Raw genomic sequence first — 16,277 nt, forward strand, 5'->3', positions numbered from 1 at the left:
AGTCTGCTACTCGGCCAGCACCACTGTGACCTGCCACAATGCGGCGTCGCGCTCGAACACCACAAGGAGGTGGCCGCTCGGCAGCCAGGCCGCGTCGCAATAGCCGAACGGGCTATCGCCAAGATCAAGGACGCGCTCCGCGCGCCAGCCACCAGCGTTCGAAATCCGCTCAATCGCGCCATTTTCTCGGGATGAGGGCGAGCCGGGGTGAAGGAACAGCTCGCCAAGTTGCTTGGCGTTACACCCCGGGTCGGGAAGTTCAAGTGGCGCTGGCTCACTGAAGCGAACACCGTCGCGCGAGCGCGCCAGAAAACGCACGCCCGAACCACGCCCCGCGAAACCCTGCACCCGGAAGTTCGCCCACACCTCATTGCCGACCACAGCGAGGGTCGTTTCGTCGAGCAGGACACCCGGCGCAGTGATTGGCTCAGCGATGTGAGCGATGCGCGTGCCATCGAAATGCACAATCACCACGCCTGTTCGCTCGCCCCATCGCGCAACGTACGGAACCAGGACACGGCCGGCGAACTCGATTGTGGAACCAGAAGTGGCAAAGATCGCGTCCGCGCCGGTTGCCGCATAAAGTTCGGCCGAAATGTTGCGATGCTCGAGGACATCCGGCGTCGCACCGAATGCAACCCACGGCTCGAGTTGCTCGCCGCCGGCGCGCGATTCGAAGTAGCCCACGGACTCGGTAGAACCGTATGCGAGGAAAATTCCGCGTGATGTGGCGCAAACGGCGGCGTCCGAGGCGATCGGCGCAGGCATCGAAACTGGCTCCGGATCGGACCACAAACCGGCCGATACTTCACTTCCCTGCAATTTCGCCAACTTATTTCGGCCTTTACCTCTATATAGAGGGTGAGAAGCGAAAAAGGTTGGCGAAAAATCATCCACGCTGAGTACACCGCACTCATGGGATGGGAATTGCGATAACTGCGGAGCCGCTTGATGCGAAATTTCGGCGCTCATGTGGGCGATCCAATTGGGGTTCGGCAGATCTGAGGCGAGCGTAGTGCCGATAAAATCTGCGCCCGATCCGCTCGCCGGAGCTGGACGGACGTCGAAAAACAGGTGAGCTCGGCCGCCTACAACCGCGAGCGCGGGGATCCTCAGCTCGCCAATCCGTTCCCCCGCTACAGAGCCCTTCCAGGGCGCAACGATCTGCGCCGGCTCGCTCACAATCCGAAACTCCACGCCAGTTCCCTTTCTTCGAATACGATGTGGCACCACCGGGGTCGGTACCACCCGCCGTACACACTGAGCGACGCTCGGCATACCGACCACTGAATACACACGTCACACCGCTGGTCAGCCTGCGCAACTCCCAACCGATGGTCGCGATCCCCGTTCATTCCACGGACTTGCGCCGGCTCCACAACCCTGCCAGCGCGTAAGCCCCTCCTGAAGCCACCAGTGCCAGCGGGATAATCCACAGCGGCGCAGCCGCAAGCTCCCATGCCATCACAGCGCCGAAGATCCATCCGTTTTGAACGATACCCAGCACGGCTGCTCCAAAAATCAAGGTAATCGGCGCAGCGGGAAGTCCGCACGCGATCGCGATCGCCGCACCCACGGCAGCCCCCACAGCCAACGACGGCGTGAGGACACCGCCATCCGCTCCGGCACCGAGCACGATGGACGTGGCCACGAGTTTGGCCACTGCGAGCCCAAGGAACAGCCACACGGCTTCCACACCGATGACCGTCCCAGCACCCGGACCTGGCCCGGCACCAGCACCGGCCACCGCCTCGACTCCCGCAACTACCGCCGAGTAGCCGTCTTGCACGATATCCATACCGTTGCCCGCGATCTGCGGGAACGGATATGCCAGCCCCGCGGCCACTACCGACGCCACTGCGATCGCCGCAGGCAGCCGCCAGGACGGCCCCGGCCTGAACTTCTTGCACGCCTGAACACACGCCTGGAATACCACTGCGATCGCCGCACACACCGGCACCGCCAGCGCCGCGAACAACACATACACCCAGGAAAACTCGACGTCCGGGAAACGGTAGATCGACCCCGAACCCACCACTGGCCGAGCCACAAGCATCGACACCACGCACATCGCACCAGCGCCCGCCACCGACTTCACACTCAAGCGATGAAGGAGCAGCTCCAGCGTGAACACCACGCCGGCGATCGGCACGTTATACACGGCACTCAAACCAGCACCGGCAGCGCAGGCCAACGCAAGTTTCGCGTCGGCATCGGACATGCCCACCCATCGCGAAATCTGCTCCGTGGCCGCGCTCGACGCCTGCCGGGGTGCCGCCTCGCGCCCGATCGGCGCGCCCGTCGCCACAACGAGAATCTGCGTGAATGAATCGGCAACCGGACGCCAAAAACCCATCCGCCGCCCCGTCGTCAGGGCGGAGTCCACACTGATCACCGGCCCACGCCGGCGCAACGCCCACCAGGCCAGGCCCGCCACAATGCCACCCACCACTGGGACGGCGAGGCGGCGCCACAATGTCGCCCTGCCAACGTCGCCAGAAATGGTGCCCGTATGTGCACCGAAGGCCCATCCTTGGACGGCGTGAAGCATAAGTGTCATGGCGGCGGCGAACAGCCCGGCCGCCACGCCACCCACAACAATCACTACCGCCCACCGGGCGGCACGGCTCCGCAAAACTAAGGAAAGGCTCACACGAAAACCATACGTGCCATGCCGCTCGAGCGCGAACAAATAGCGTATGCTCATGCCGACGTAACGGAAGGAGCGGCATGGCCGACGAATCACACGAGCCGAACGAACTGCCCGAATCGGGCGCTCCAGACGCGGCAGCGGAACCGAACGAGCTCAAACGCGGGCTCGAAGCGCGCCACCTCAACATGATCGCGATCGGTGGCGCGATCGGCACCGGGTTGCTAGTGGCATCTGGCGCCACGATCTCGCAGGCGGGCCCGGGTGGCGCGCTCGTGGCCTACGTGGCGATCGGTTTCATGGTGTATCTGCTGATGCAGTCGCTGGGCGAGATGGCCACGTATCTGCCGGTGTCGGGTTCGTTCGGCGAGTACGCGAGCCGCTTCGTGTCGCGCTCGTTCGGGTTCGCGAACGGCTGGAATTACTGGTTTAACTGGGCGATCACGCTGGCTGCCGAGCTGGTGGCCGCTGCGATCGTGATGCAGTACTGGTTCCCCGACGTGCCTGGCTGGGTGTGGTCGGGCGGTTTCCTCGCGGTGTTGTTCGCGGTGAACGCGGTTTCGGTGCGCGGCTACGGCGAGAGCGAGTTCTGGCTGGCCGCGATCAAGGTGACCACGGTGGTGGTTTTCTTGGTGCTCGGGGTGGCGATGATCTTGGGCGTGATGGGCGGCGCGAGCCCTGGATTTGCGAACTGGACAGCGGGCGAGGCGCCGTTCGCCGGCGGTTTCACCTCGATCCTGGCTGTTTTCATGATCGCGGGCTTTTCCTTCCAGGGCACGGAGATGCTCGGAATTGCGGCCGGCGAAACGAAAGATCCGGAGAAGAACGTTCCGAAGGCGATCAAGTCCGTGTTCTGGCGCATCCTGCTGTTTTACGTGTTTGCGATCGCGGTGATCGGCTTCCTGGTGCCCTACACCGATCCGACGCTTCTGAACCCCGATGGCGACGTGACTCTTTCCCCGTTCACCCTCGTTTTCGAGCGGGCGGGTATCGCTGCAGCTGCGGCCGTCATGAACGCCGTGATCTTGACGGCCGTGCTGTCGGCCGGCAACTCCGGCCTGTACGTTTCGACCCGCATGCTCTACGCACTGGCGGAGGCCGGGCAGGCGCCGAAGGTTTTCACGAAGGTGAACGCTCGTGGCGTGCCGATGCCGGCTCTGCTTGCGACGACGGCGGTGGGCGCGGTTGGTTTTGTGCTCTCACTGATCGGGAACGGGGTGGCGTACACGTGGCTGGTGAACGCTTCGGGCTTGGCCGGGTTTATCACGTGGATGGGGATCGCGTGGAGCCATTACAAGTTCCGTCGCGCGTTTGTTGCGCAGGGACATTCGGTGAGCGAGTTGCCGTTCCGTGCGCGCTGGTTCCCGTTCGGGCCGATCGTGGCATTGGTGATGTGCGCTGTGGTGATCGTGGGCCAGAATGTTGAGGCTCTGACTGGGCATTCGTCTTTCTATGTGCTGTTGTCTTCCTACATCGGGCTACCGTTGTTCCTGGCGCTGTGGTGGGGACACAAGTTGGCCACGGGTTCGCCGTCGATCGCGGCGGCCGACGCCGATCTGTCGCGTTCGCACTGAGGCTGTGGGTTTCCGGCTGTTCGCGTTTTCGCGGACAGCCGGGATTTTTTATGCGCGATACAGTGTGTTCTGCGGGGTTGTGCGCGGTGGAGCATTTTTCATGGGCGTTTGCGGCGGACAGCTAGTTGACACGCTCCCAGTCTTCGATCGGCCCGTCGACGACGGCGAACATGGGGTGCGCTGGTATGGCCAGTTGCGTGGGCAGTGTGCTGTCTGCGCGGCTCGGATCCCATTCATTTCCTGCGGAACCAAGCCTGCGCGCCAGCGACGGTAGCCAGCTAGGGTTGCGCTTTTCTACCTTGGTGATCAGATGCGTGAGTTCGTAGGCAAGCTGGGAATCCGTGACGGTGATCGTTCCTGTGTAGCGTTCGACAGGGTCGATGCGCGTGGCGTCGAAGTTGTAGCCGCGGGCGGTGGCTTCGGTCTGGATCGCGTCAAGGAATGCTGCGATTGCTCCGCGGGGATCGGCTGATTTGCGGAACCGGCTGAGCTGCGGATGGTTCGTGTAACCGCGTGTGCGGCCTGCGAGTACTGCTTGCGCAAGTAGAGCTTCTCTCCAGCCTGCTACTAGGGCAGCGCGGTCAAGTAGGGAAGGGTGAAGGCTCCATAAACGCATTGGTTCTCCTCGGACATAGCGGCCAGTTCTCACACCCAAACAGCATATTCATCAGACAAAAACACCGATAACTGCGTCTGGAAACTCAATTATTACGCCTGAGGTGAAGAAAATGAAATAAAACCCAACCAGGGGTGAAATTGGCGACGCACACGCGTAGCATTGTTCCAGGTAAGCACCCAACCTGGGTGTGGAAGGAGAATCTCATGGGAAACATCATCGGAACGATCATTTTCGGCGCAGTCATTGGCGTTCTTGCACGCTTCTTCAAGAAGGGTGACGAGGGCATTGGCGTTCTGTGGACCGTGCTGCTTGGCATTGTCGGCGTGGTTGTTGGCAACCTGATCCTCGGCGTGTTCGGCTACCCGACCAACACTCCAGGCATCGACTGGATCCGCTGGGTCGTGTGCACGATCACCGCGATGGTTGCAATCGGCATCTACCTTGGCGTGACCAACAAGAAGAACTGATCTCACAGTTGCTTGAACTGGGGGCGCTTCCCGATGGGAAGCGCCCCCAGCGTCATTCTTTTCGCGTTCGTTCTTATCGCGAGCCTGAAAACCTGGGGGCCTCGAAGTCCGAAAGCTAATGCCTCAAAGAGCAGTACGAGGTTTAAGAGCAAAACATGGGGGAGCACAACCACAACACTGGGGTTGGGGGCCTAAACTATCGGGCCGAGAAAAAACAAATTGGCGGAACCCCCGGAAATGCACGGAGGGCCGGGAGCAAAGCTCCCGGCCCTCCAATCGCGATTGCCGAGGTCACTACTCTCAGCAAGAATTGATCGGTCGGCCATCCACGCATTTGGCCGCCCGATCCAACGGTAAAGCTACTTAACGGGGCACAACTCCCTTTCACACTTACCGCTATTCACTTGTCCGCTAGGCGGATCATTCAGGAGGAGAACACTCAACTCCTTCGCGATATCTCCAGTATCGCACACCGAACCTTGGAATAAAACTGTGCAACACTGGGAATTTTCTGGAAATTTGAACCGCGTTTCCGCAGGTCACAGCGAAATCCTCCCATTCTCATCGCGATCAAAAAATGGGGTAGTCTTCCAGAACGTCGGACGGATGCCAACCGACCATTTCACGATCCACCACAGAGCCTCAATCAGCCCCGCCCCCAGTAGACCAAACCCTGCGCCAGTGAGCATCATCGAGGCATTCGACGAATCCAGCGAGAAGAACCACTGCGCCGGCCCCCAGAAAAAGAACACACCATACCCCACGAGCGGCAGAACAATCAGCGTGATCTTCCACCATGTCCACGGCCGTGCCACGCACGCGAGCACCCAGGTGGAGGCGATAATCAGCGCCAGCAGCGCCGCCGTCGACTCGCGCATATGCTCCTGCGGAACGTTCCAACCACCCGACGTCACCAGATACGTCGTAAACGACACCGCACCCACAATAAAGCCCGCCGGCAACGCAAACCGGATCGTCCTCTTCACGAACCCATCACGCGCCCGCGAATTATTCGGGGGAAGCGAGAGAATAAACGCGGGAATACCGATCGTAAACCAGCCCGTAATCGACACGTGGATCGGAAGGAACGGATACGGTACCTGCGCGAGCACCACAAGGATCGCAAGCATCGCCGAATAGATCGTCTTCGTCAAGAACAGGTTCGCCACACGCTCGATGTTCCCGATCACGCGACGCCCCTCGGCCACCACATACGGCAACGTTGCAAATTTGTCGTCAAGCAACACAATCTTTGCCACCGACCGGGTCGCCGAAGCACCAGAACCCATGGCCACGCCGATATCTGCATCCTTCAAAGCGAGCACGTCGTTCACGCCGTCGCCCGTCATCGCCACAGTGTGGCCTTCGCCTTGCAAAGCCTTCACCATGGCCTGCTTCTGATCTGGGCGCACACGCCCAAACACGCGGTTACCATTGACAACCTCGGCAAACTCGTCGTCGCCAATCTCACGGGCGTCAACTGTGGTACCAGCGTCGTAACCGAGGCGCGAGGTCACAGCACCAACCGAACGCGCGTTGTCACCGGAAATCACCTTCACCTCGACATCCTGCCGGGCAAAGTAATCGAGCGTATCGCCAGCGTCGGGACGGATCTTCTGCACGAACGTGATCAGCCCAACCGGCTCAAGCTGACCCGGCGCGTCTGCAGCCGTCACCGGCACCGATGCGCGGCCCACCAGCAGCACACGTAGCCCCGTATCCCCCAGCTCGGTAGCACGGCGCTCCACGTCCGTCCCGGATGCCAGCACGTCCGGCGCACCCATCACCCAATGCTCGCCATTTGCAAAGCTCACACCAGACCACTTTTTCGCCGACGTGAAGGGCTGGCGCTCCACCACCTCCCACAATCGCTCCGGTGCGCCAAGCTCGTTCGCCACAGCCTTCATCGTCACGTTCGGATCCGGATCCGCGGCAGCGAGCTGCGCCAACCCCTCGCGTGCCCGCTCCTCGCCGAGCGCGCCAACCAGCTCAAAATCACCAAACTCGAGCGTATTTTCCGTCAGCGTGCCCGTCTTATCTGCACACACCACATCCACACGGGCCAAACCCTCAATCGCCGGCAACTCCTGAACCAGGCACTTGCGCAAGCCGAGCCGGATCACACCAAGCGCGAACGCCGTCGTCGTGATCAACACCAGCCCCTCCGGAACCATCGGCACCAACGCGCCCGCGATGCGCAGAACCACATCCGAATACGTTTGCGTGCCCGGCTGACGCACCTGCGAAACCACAATCAGAATGCCAACCGGGATCAACACCCACGTAATAATCTTCAAAATCTGGTTAATCCCCGCCTGGAGCTGGGACTTTGCCAGCGAATACTTTGACGCCTCGGCAGTCAGCTTCGCAGCATACGAATCCGCGCCCACTTTCGTCACCTGGTAATCGCCCGAGCCCGACACCACAAAACTACCGGACATGACCGTATCGCCCGGCGCCTTGTGCACCGGATCCGACTCTCCCGTGAGCATCGACTCGTCAACATCCAGGTACTGTGAATCCAGCACTTCGCCGTCCACCACGATCTGCGCGCCGGCGCCGATATGGAGCACGTCATCGAGCACAATCTCGCTTTGCTCGAGCTCCACAAGCTCGCCGTCGCGCCACGCCTGCGGATGCTCCTCGCCAAGAATCGTGAGCTCAGAGAGCGTCTTGCGGGCACGTAGCTCCTGGATAATACCCACCACCGAGTTCACCACGATCAGCCCGCCGAACGTAGCCTGGATCCAATGCCCAGTAGTGAGCACCACGGCGAACAGCACACCCAAAATCGCGTTAATCCGCGTAAAAACGTTGGTTCGGATGATGTCCCAGGTGGTCTTCCCCGCGCTTGGCGGCAACACGTTGCGACGCCCATCCGTCATGCGCTCAGCCACCTCGGCGCCACTCAGCCCCAGAATTTCACGAGTCTCCATGCACTCCCTTTCGTCTGGGAATCAGGTTACCGCGCACCTACGACAGAAAACCTCAGTCACTGGGCGGATTCCGCCATCCACAAATGACGACGCCGGTGCGCGGACCGCAACGACACAGGTGCGCGAGAAGCGACCGACCGCGCAACGTGCGCACCAACGTCGGGAACAGGCAGGCCCCACCGCGCCTTGCCGTCGATTACGCCACAAATCCCCAGCTATTTGCGAGTGAAATTCATTGCATCGGTAGAATTTTTGCGGCACAAGTCCAACTACTGAAAAGAAGTGTTCACAAAATGAAGAAGATTTTTGCAGCGGCAGCCGTGTCGCTCCTCGCACTCGCAGGCTGCTCTGCCACCCCGACGTCGTCGTCGAGCTCCGCAGCCGCCACCGACGAGGCCGTCAAGCTCGACGGCACCTACAACTCGGTCGAAGAGCTCCACAAGGCCGTCGTCGACGCCGGCTACACATGCGACGCCTACTCCGACAAGATGAAGAGCAAAGACGAGGCTGGCAAGGAAACCGAAGCCGAGATCGGCTACAACAAGGCCACCTGCAACGGCATGGACATCCTTACTGTGACCGCGAACCGCGGCGGAAACACCGCCGACATCCACATCGCCGAAGCCGACACCCCCAAGGGCGAGAAGATGTACTTCCTCGTCGGCGACAACTGGAACGTCAAGGGCGAGAAGGCCGATCTTGAAAAGATCGCAGAGAAGATGAAGGGCGAAGTCCAGGAAGTGACCGGCACCTCCGTTCCGGATCCGTCGGCCGCACCGGCCAAGTGATTCTATTCACCGGGTAGCTCACCCGAGTTTGAATACCAAGAGGTGGAAGCAGGCATCCTGCTTCCACCTCTTATTCGTTGGTACGCGCTTGGTTAAGCGCGGCCCTAAAAGCGATTTCCCCGGTATCCACTTTTTGGCGGAATACCGGGGAAATCTGGTGGCGGTGACGGTGGGATTTGAACCCACGGTACGGGGTTACCGTACACAGCATTTCGAGTGCTGCACCTTCGGCCGCTCGGACACGTCACCTCGGCAACCAATAGTACGTGCATTTGGGTGAACAGGCAAAATATGCTCCTGTTACCCACGCCACGTCCAACAACTATCGCAAACGCTCAAACCACTCGCCAAGCTGGCGCGCCGCCGTCTCTTGCTCAAGCCCACCGATCACCTCGATGGGAGCACCAAGTCGTGCATCACGCAAGACATCACGCACCGAGCCAGCAGCCCCAGCCTTCTCGTCCCACGCACCAAACACCACGCGCGATACCCGTGCATTCACAATCGCACCCGCGCACATCGTGCACGGCTCGAGCGACACCACCAGCGTGCACCCACTCAAGTTCCACCCACCGAGCACGCCAGCCGCCTCACGCATCGCGTTGATCTCAGCATGACCGGCAGGGTCGGCGTCGCGCTCACGGGTGTTGTAACCGCGGCCCACCACCTCGCCAGAAGGCGAAATAACCACAGCACCAACAGGCACATCACCGGCGTCGCCAGCACGCCGCGCCAGCTCGAAAGCCTCGCCCATCCAAACGCGCTCAATCTCATACATATTGCCCATCGTATTGAAGGGCTCTCCCCCTGCGCACGCGGTAGATTTAAAGCATGGAGATTAACGTCATTGAGCACCCGCTTGTTTCGCACAAGCTCACGGTGTTGCGCGATAAGGAAACGCCGTCCCCGATCTTCCGCCAGATCGTGGAAGAGATCATCATGTTGCTGTCGTACGAATCCACTCGCGACGTGCTGGTGGAGCCCGTTGAGATCGATACCCCGGTTGCTCACATGACCGGCTCTGCTCTCGCGACGCCCGGCCCGATTGTGGTGCCGATCCTGCGTGCGGGTCTGGGCATGCTCGAGGGCATGACCCGCCTGATGCCCACGGCCGAGGTTGGCTTCTTGGGGATGAAGCGCGATGAGACCACCTACGAGGCCGTCACGTACGCGAACCGCCTGCCAGATGATCTGTCGGGCCGCCAATGCTTCGTGCTCGATCCGATGCTGGCTACCGGCCACACGCTGATCGCGGCGATCGATTATCTGCTCGAGCGCGGCGCTCGCGATGTTACGGCGATCTGCATCCTGGCCGCTCCGGAGGGCCTGAAGGCCCTCGAGGAGCACCTGGCCGATCGTGCAGATGTGCGCATCGTGCTTGCCGCTGTGGACGAGAAGCTCAACGAGCACGGCTACATCGTGCCGGGCCTGGGCGATGCGGGCGACCGCCTGTACGGCGTGGTTGACTGATCCCTCACTACTTTCCCGACGCCGGTGCGCATCTCGCGTACCGGCGTCGCTTTGTGTTCACCGCGCAGCGCGTTCATTTCGGGGGACCTCACGCGCCACCTCGCCATATATGGCAAGAGTGACCGAAAACGCCCCCGAAATGACACTCACCGGATCTCGCCTCGCTCCCATACCGCGCGGGAGCGGCCTTGCGTCCGCACTTTTGCTAGTCTTGGTAAGCGAAAACTGGCGCACCGGCGTCGGGAACGAAAAACGTAACGACGGCGGGCTTCCGCCGGCAAAAAGGAGAATCATGGGCAAGAAGAGCCGTCGCGAGCGCGAGAAGGCGCCGAAGAAGAAGCGCGTACAGTTTGTGGATCGCCCGTTTAAGGGGCTCGATTTCGAGGCGCGCCTTGTGGCGATGCGCGAGATCGTGCCGGCGGCCACCCTGCGCGTGAAGCTGAATGAGGCGCATGGCGGCGAAGATGCACTGATTGTGTCGGTGCTGCCGGGCATGGCGTCGGCGGCGCGCCGCGAGGATGGCGTGGCGATGGCTGCTGCTCAGACGGTGATGAATTCGGGCGACGCCTCGCTCGATATTGCTGATCGCCTGCTGGCCGCTCTCGAGCTGGAGGCTGGCGAGACCGCCGCCGCTTCCGAGCTTCCGGATGCGGACGGCGAGCGCCTGGCTGACGTTCTGGATCTGAGCTTCGAGCCGGAGTTTACGGCGTACTCGAACTTCGCTTTCTGGGTTTCGGAGGATGAGCTTGCCAAACCGGACGTGAAGGCTGCTGTTGAAGAGACCGCCGGCCAGATGGTTCCGACCGTTGAGGTTGAGGGCTTCGAGGGTGCCTTCTGGTGCCGCATGCAGCGCGAGTTTGTGCGTTGGGTGCGCCCTGAGGCGGAGGCCGAGATGCTCGACGCGCTTGCTCGCCTGCAAGCCAAGCGTGAGCTGAACTTCGACGGCGCCGTATTCAAGGGTGCGTTCCGCACGTCGGGCATGTTGATCCCTGTGTGGGAGTTGGAGGCTGGTACGGAGGCTGAGGAGCTCGTGGGCCCGCTGGGCGAGTTTGCTCCGAAGCTTGAGGCTGCGCTCGCTGAGGATACGGCGTTGACGCCGGAGGAGCGCCGAGCTCGTAACGGTATCGTTTCGCGTCAGCTCACGTTGCGCTGATTTTTGGGAGTTTTCCGCCGACGCCGGTGCGCTTTTTGCGTGCCGGCGTCGGTTTGCATTCTGTATAGATTGGCCTATAGATACGCTGAGGGTGGACACGGTTTGCTCCACGAATTGCAAGGCTGCGACGGTGGAGCGGATAGAATGGCCAGGGTGAACGACTGGGAGGTACCGTGAGCGACGTTGAATCTGAGGGGCGCGAGGCCCCGATCCATGTGGCTGTGATTATTCCGGCGAAGGACGAGGCAGAGCGTATCGGCGCAACGGTTCGTGCGGCTCGCGCGATCCCTGGGGTGGATATGGTGATTGTGGTTGACGACGGCTCGAGCGACGATACTCAGGGTGTGGCTCGCGCGGCTGGCGCCTCTGCAATCCGGCACAGCGTGAACCGCGGGAAGGCTGCCGCGATGGAGACGGGCGCGTCGGTGGTTGCGATGCGCGACGCCGATGGGCAGGTTCCGCGGGCGCTTCTGTTTATCGACGCCGATTTGGGTGATTCCGCAATTGAAACAGCCCCGCTGATTGATCCTGTTTTGCACGGTTCGGTGGATTGTACGATCGCCTATTTACCTCCGCAGGAGGGTGCGGGTGGCCATGGTTTTGTCACTGGTGCCGGGCGCAAGGCGATCGAGAACGCGACGGGCTGGGTTCCGTTGGCTCCGCTTTCGGGACAGCGGTGTATTACGCGTGATGCGTTTGAGGCTGTGCGCCCGCTGGCTCACGGTTGGGGCGTTGAGGTTGGCATGACGATCGACCTGCTTGTGGCCGGTTTTACTGTTCAGGAGGTGCCGTGCAACTTGCGGCATCGGGCAACGGCGAATGATCTTTCGGGGCAGTTGCACCGTGCCTCGCAGTATAAGGATGTGCTGCGCGCGGTTGCCGCGCGCAAGGCGAAGCGGATGCGTGTGCCGGCTGATGTACGCGGCCCGAAGGGCGAGGATTTGGCGCCGTATAACGCCTTTGGGCGTTACTGATTGATACTTACGCAGATGAGCGGAACGCCAACGAAGATCGCGGCCATGGGAAGCACGAGGCCGGAATCGTTGAGCGCGAATCCGACGATCGCAAGGGCGCAGATCGCGATCGCCGCCTGGCCGAATGGATTCAGGCTGGCGATATCCAGGCGCCAGCCGCTTCGCGCCTGGCGCCACCCAAACCACGCGGCACCGAAAACGAGCGCGAGGATCAGCACCCACACGATTACCGGCACGGAGCCGAGTAGGAACCCGAGTTTCCTCACCACGATCTGCCAGGCATCCCCATGTACGACGGCGTCAAAGAATTTCCCGAGGTGTGTGCGCGATTGCGCAGGCCGAAGCCAATCGATGAACGCTGCAACGACGGTGACTCCCGTAGCTACCGCCAGCATAGCGATCACGTTCCGCACGCGCAGCGCCTTGCCCGCAACCATCAGCGCGAAAAGCGAGAATGCCACGACGAGTGCCGGAACTCCGCCAAAATCAGCGCCGATGTCCGACGAGCCGTCGATCACCACGGAAGCCACACCGAGTGCAACGATTCCACCAACAGCAACGCCACGCCACTTCACTGCAAGTATCACATATGCCCCCGCTGCTGCGAGCACCAGCATTGATACCGCAAACACGGTGAATGGCGCATTCGACAACCCGTAGAATCGGCCGCCCGACTGTGGCTGATCACCGAGCACCGACGGCGAATGCAAGGCGGATCCGTAGATTGCGTCCAATCCGATCACACAAGCCGTCACAAACGCAACCACCGCCGCACTGGTAGCTCCGTTCCGGCTCACTGGGCTGACAGAGCGAACCACCGCCGGCTCAACACCGGCCGGTTCCTGGCTGGCGGCATCTATCAGCCGACCAGAAATCACGCCGACAACCTCCGCGCCGACGCCGATCACGCCCGCAATTACAACCACACCCACGACGAAGCCCACAACCGGAACAGAGGAGTTCCACCAGGCCACCAAATTGATCAAGAACGATGCCACGGGAAGCGATGCGACGCTGAGCAAAACCTGCACGAGCCAGCGTGGCATACGCATGGCCTTCGCGTGTTTCTTCCGCCACCGCCATAACAAAGCAAACGCTCCAAGCGCGCTGATACCCCATAACGTGTAGAACACACCGACGACCGAGCGAGTCACTGCTCCGTGTTTTTCCGCGTCTTCAAGTCGGGACGCCGTATTGGGAGATTCCGCCAGCGAGCTCCACACCTCGGAACCGATCTGACGCGCTCCATTCGGCGCCTTGACACCCACAGCACTCAGGATCGTGGGAACAACGTCGGTCAGCTGGATCAATCCGTGCTTGCGGGTTGACCACGAGCTCGCATACTCGCCTGAACCCGCAGTTGCAGCCTCGCTGCCACCCCACCTCTTTGCCAGTTGGGCGACTCCAGCATCCCTCGAGCCGCCTGCCGGATCGGGAAGCACTAAACTTTCCGGCCCATAGGAAAACACGTGGAGCCGCGCCCGCGAACCGGTATCGCCCAGCGCAATGAGCATCACACGCGCATCCCCAGCGGCTTTAACTAGTTCACCGAATGCGCGGTCGACTGCGCGAAGACGCGCCTGATCAACGCTCTCGCTCTCACCTCCACCGAACACCACACGAAGCTTCGAAGCGAAACCGCCACTCGAATCCGACGACGGGTACCCGATCGGCCCCAGATCCGCGAACACAACATCAGCATGTTCGAGGCCTTCAGCCTCGTACACCTGCGCGGCCGTTCGCCCCGACAATTCATAGTGTGCACCCGCGGGAACGCCATGCTCATCCGCAGAAGCAATCGCTCCCCCGCGCCCGATTGAGACCACTTTCTTCCCACGAAGCGCCTGTGCCAACACTCCAAATTCCGGCTCAAACGGGTTCGCCACATTCACTTCCACCAGGGAGGCCCACTGATCACGACTCAGCCCCTGCTCCCCCGCTTTGCTCGACAATGCCCCCGCTCCGGCTCCGCACGCAGGCGCCTGCGCGATCGTTCCAGCATTCAATGTGAGCCACCCGGCATCCGGGCACGCTGTTTCTCCACGCGTGACCACACTGAGATTCGCATTCACACCCCAGCGCGTAAAGCTTTCAATTTCCGGCGTCACCCGATCATCCACTTGATCCCAGCGCAGCCCCGGAATCCCGACCACTAGGAGCTGCCCACGGCCACCAAAATCCCGCCGTTCGGCGTCGAACGCGGTTTTCCACGCAGGTAAAGCGAAAACGGAAACGAGCACGAAAAGCACGGCCACCGCCACAGCGATCGCCGCGCTTTTACTCGCTCGAACCCTCATGCCACCAACCTATACCCCGCCTACGACAAAATTTCGCGATCACTTTTCGCGCCCGCAGAATTCTCCCGACGTCGGGCCCCGAAAACGGACTCAGTTCCCTACGCGAACCCGCAACACAGCCGGGTCGATCCGAGCACACACGCTACGAGCGTAGCCGTAAGCATCGCCGTCGGCCTGGATCTGCTGGAACGTGCGCGTCTCAACGGAAACTTCGCGAATGCGATGCATGTCCATCGAGCCGATCTGCCCAGACAAACTCTTGTTCTTCGGCGCACGCATACCCGTGCCCAGTTTGCTCGCCAGCGCAGCCCAGCCGAAAATACCGCCGCGAGTATCAAGGACGGCGAGTTCAAGCCAGCCGTCGTCGGGCTTCGCATCCGGATCGAGCACAAGCCCGCCCGTAATCTCGCCGCAGTTCAGGAACATCACGGAACGCGCATCGGTTTCTACCACTGCGGTCTCGTCGGCCGCGCCAGAACCCACACGCAACGTCAGGTGCATGCGCTTCGCGAACGCCGCAGGGATCGCCGCACGCACGTACGCCAACCAGCCAATCTGCTCCTTGAGCTGGGAAGACGTACCGCCCATAATCTCCGCATCGAAGCCCACACCCGCGATCACGAGGAACGGGTAATCGCCCGGCTTGGCCAGCTCCGCACTCGTATGGTCGCGCTTCAACGCCGCCGCGAGCTCCGCTGCGTCCGCATCCTGCTCCGGCACGATCATATGCCCCAGATCGAGTGCGCGATCGCGGCCCGTCAATGCGATCACAGCCATATCGCGCTCCGAATCGAGCGGAAGATTCAAGTTACGAGCCAGCAGATTTCCGGTACCAACCGGAAGCAGCCCCATCGGCACGCCACTGCCCGCGAGAGCCGCACCCACTTCGGTGACCGTACCGTCTCCGCCGGCAGCGATCACCACGGAGGCACCCATCTCGATTGCCTGCTTCGTCTGGCCCGTGCCAGTATCCTCCGCCGTCGTCGCGAGCCACACCGGCTCAGGTAGCGACGCATCCGCCGCGACCCGCGAAAGAGTCTGCTTCAGGTAGTCAAAATCCGCCTTTTTCGTGGGGTTATAGACCACGACGGGAGGGCCGTCGTTCTCCGCGGCGGCGCGCGCCGCCGGCGTGTGTTGCCCGCGCGAAAGCCGCTTCTTGTATGCGGCCAGCGCGGCCTGATTTTTCCACGCGGTGAGAAGCGCGAACACTGCAACTCCCAGCGCAATAAGCGCCACTAACATGCTCCAGGTCATACCTCCAAGGGTACCGCCGCACGCGGCAAACGGTCACGTTCTGCGGTAGTACCTGCCCGCGCCGCCGACGCCGGTGCTCGAGCAAATCCACGGGT

The 16,277-nt window shown here is 61.6% G+C and carries 13 protein-coding genes and 1 tRNA gene; 6 read left to right on the top strand and 8 right to left on the bottom strand.

What is annotated here, in order from left to right:
* Nucleotides 1–6: 6 nt before the first annotated feature.
* Nucleotides 7–1,197 carry a sialidase family protein gene (locus P8A24_RS08195; protein ID WP_423190682.1) on the bottom strand — a complete coding sequence of 397 codons (1,191 nt, stop codon included), beginning with the start codon at nucleotides 1,195–1,197 and terminating at the stop codon, nucleotides 7–9.
* 154 nt (nucleotides 1,198–1,351) lie between these two features.
* Nucleotides 1,352–2,653: a chloride channel protein gene (locus P8A24_RS08200; protein WP_278058223.1), complete on the bottom strand. Its 1,302-nt coding sequence runs from the start codon at nucleotides 2,651–2,653 to the stop codon at nucleotides 1,352–1,354.
* Nucleotides 2,654–2,730: 77 nt separating this feature from the next.
* Here P8A24_RS08200 and P8A24_RS08205 point away from each other — a divergent pair, with 77 nt between their 5' ends.
* Complete coding sequence (locus tag P8A24_RS08205; protein WP_442319919.1) at nucleotides 2,731–4,224, top strand: amino acid permease; 1,494 nt, start codon at nucleotides 2,731–2,733, stop codon at nucleotides 4,222–4,224.
* Between the two features lie 121 nt (nucleotides 4,225–4,345).
* Here P8A24_RS08205 and P8A24_RS08210 read toward each other — a convergent pair whose 3' ends face one another.
* Nucleotides 4,346–4,840, bottom strand: a complete 495-nt coding sequence (locus P8A24_RS08210; protein WP_278058225.1) for a pyrimidine dimer DNA glycosylase/endonuclease V — start codon at nucleotides 4,838–4,840, stop codon at nucleotides 4,346–4,348.
* A gap of 206 nt (nucleotides 4,841–5,046) precedes the next feature.
* Here P8A24_RS08210 and P8A24_RS08215 point away from each other — a divergent pair, with 206 nt between their 5' ends.
* A complete protein-coding gene (locus tag P8A24_RS08215; RefSeq protein WP_278058227.1) occupies nucleotides 5,047–5,310 on the top strand; it encodes a GlsB/YeaQ/YmgE family stress response membrane protein in 264 nt (87 codons plus the stop codon).
* Nucleotides 5,311–5,849: 539 nt separating this feature from the next.
* Here the strand turns inward: P8A24_RS08215 and P8A24_RS08220 are convergent.
* On the bottom strand, nucleotides 5,850–8,246 hold the full coding sequence (locus P8A24_RS08220; RefSeq protein ID WP_278058229.1) for an HAD-IC family P-type ATPase: 2,397 nt from the start codon (nucleotides 8,244–8,246) through the stop codon (nucleotides 5,850–5,852).
* A gap of 293 nt (nucleotides 8,247–8,539) precedes the next feature.
* Between P8A24_RS08220 and P8A24_RS08225 the strand changes: the two genes are divergently transcribed.
* Nucleotides 8,540–9,034: a hypothetical protein gene (locus P8A24_RS08225; protein WP_278058230.1), complete on the top strand. Its 495-nt coding sequence runs from the start codon at nucleotides 8,540–8,542 to the stop codon at nucleotides 9,032–9,034.
* A gap of 158 nt (nucleotides 9,035–9,192) precedes the next feature.
* On the opposite strand, the gene P8A24_RS08230 is transcribed toward P8A24_RS08225, so the two are convergent.
* A tRNA-Ser gene (locus tag P8A24_RS08230) sits at nucleotides 9,193–9,283 on the bottom strand.
* A gap of 73 nt (nucleotides 9,284–9,356) precedes the next feature.
* Nucleotides 9,357–9,812: a nucleoside deaminase gene (locus tag P8A24_RS08235; RefSeq protein ID WP_278058232.1), complete on the bottom strand. Its 456-nt coding sequence runs from the start codon at nucleotides 9,810–9,812 to the stop codon at nucleotides 9,357–9,359.
* Nucleotides 9,813–9,865: 53 nt separating this feature from the next.
* On the opposite strand from P8A24_RS08235, the gene upp reads away from it, so the two are divergent.
* From upp to P8A24_RS08250, 3 genes are all read left to right on the top strand, one after another.
* Nucleotides 9,866–10,504 carry a uracil phosphoribosyltransferase gene (gene upp, locus P8A24_RS08240; RefSeq protein WP_278058234.1) on the top strand — a complete coding sequence of 213 codons (639 nt, stop codon included), beginning with the start codon at nucleotides 9,866–9,868 and terminating at the stop codon, nucleotides 10,502–10,504.
* 292 nt (nucleotides 10,505–10,796) lie between these two features.
* The gene (locus tag P8A24_RS08245; RefSeq protein ID WP_278058236.1) at nucleotides 10,797–11,657 is read left to right on the top strand and encodes a DUF5926 family protein; all 861 of its coding nucleotides are present in this window, start codon (nucleotides 10,797–10,799) and stop codon (nucleotides 11,655–11,657) included.
* Nucleotides 11,658–11,830: 173 nt separating this feature from the next.
* Entirely contained in the window at nucleotides 11,831–12,631 is an 801-nt protein-coding gene (locus P8A24_RS08250; protein WP_278058238.1) for a glycosyltransferase family 2 protein, read from the top strand.
* On the opposite strand, the gene P8A24_RS08255 is transcribed toward P8A24_RS08250, so the two are convergent.
* Together P8A24_RS08255 and P8A24_RS08260 are read right to left on the bottom strand one after the other, a co-directional pair.
* Nucleotides 12,625–14,928: a hypothetical protein gene (locus P8A24_RS08255; RefSeq protein WP_278058240.1), complete on the bottom strand. Its 2,304-nt coding sequence runs from the start codon at nucleotides 14,926–14,928 to the stop codon at nucleotides 12,625–12,627. The two genes, P8A24_RS08250 and P8A24_RS08255, sit on opposite strands and share 7 nt — an antisense overlap.
* 90 nt (nucleotides 14,929–15,018) lie before the next feature.
* Nucleotides 15,019–16,182 carry a diacylglycerol/lipid kinase family protein gene (locus P8A24_RS08260; protein WP_278058243.1) on the bottom strand — a complete coding sequence of 388 codons (1,164 nt, stop codon included), beginning with the start codon at nucleotides 16,180–16,182 and terminating at the stop codon, nucleotides 15,019–15,021.
* Nucleotides 16,183–16,277 lie beyond the last annotated feature (95 nt).

Source organism: Arcanobacterium wilhelmae (assembly GCF_029632765.1).
Lineage (GTDB): Bacteria > Actinomycetota > Actinomycetes > Actinomycetales > Actinomycetaceae > Arcanobacterium > Arcanobacterium wilhelmae.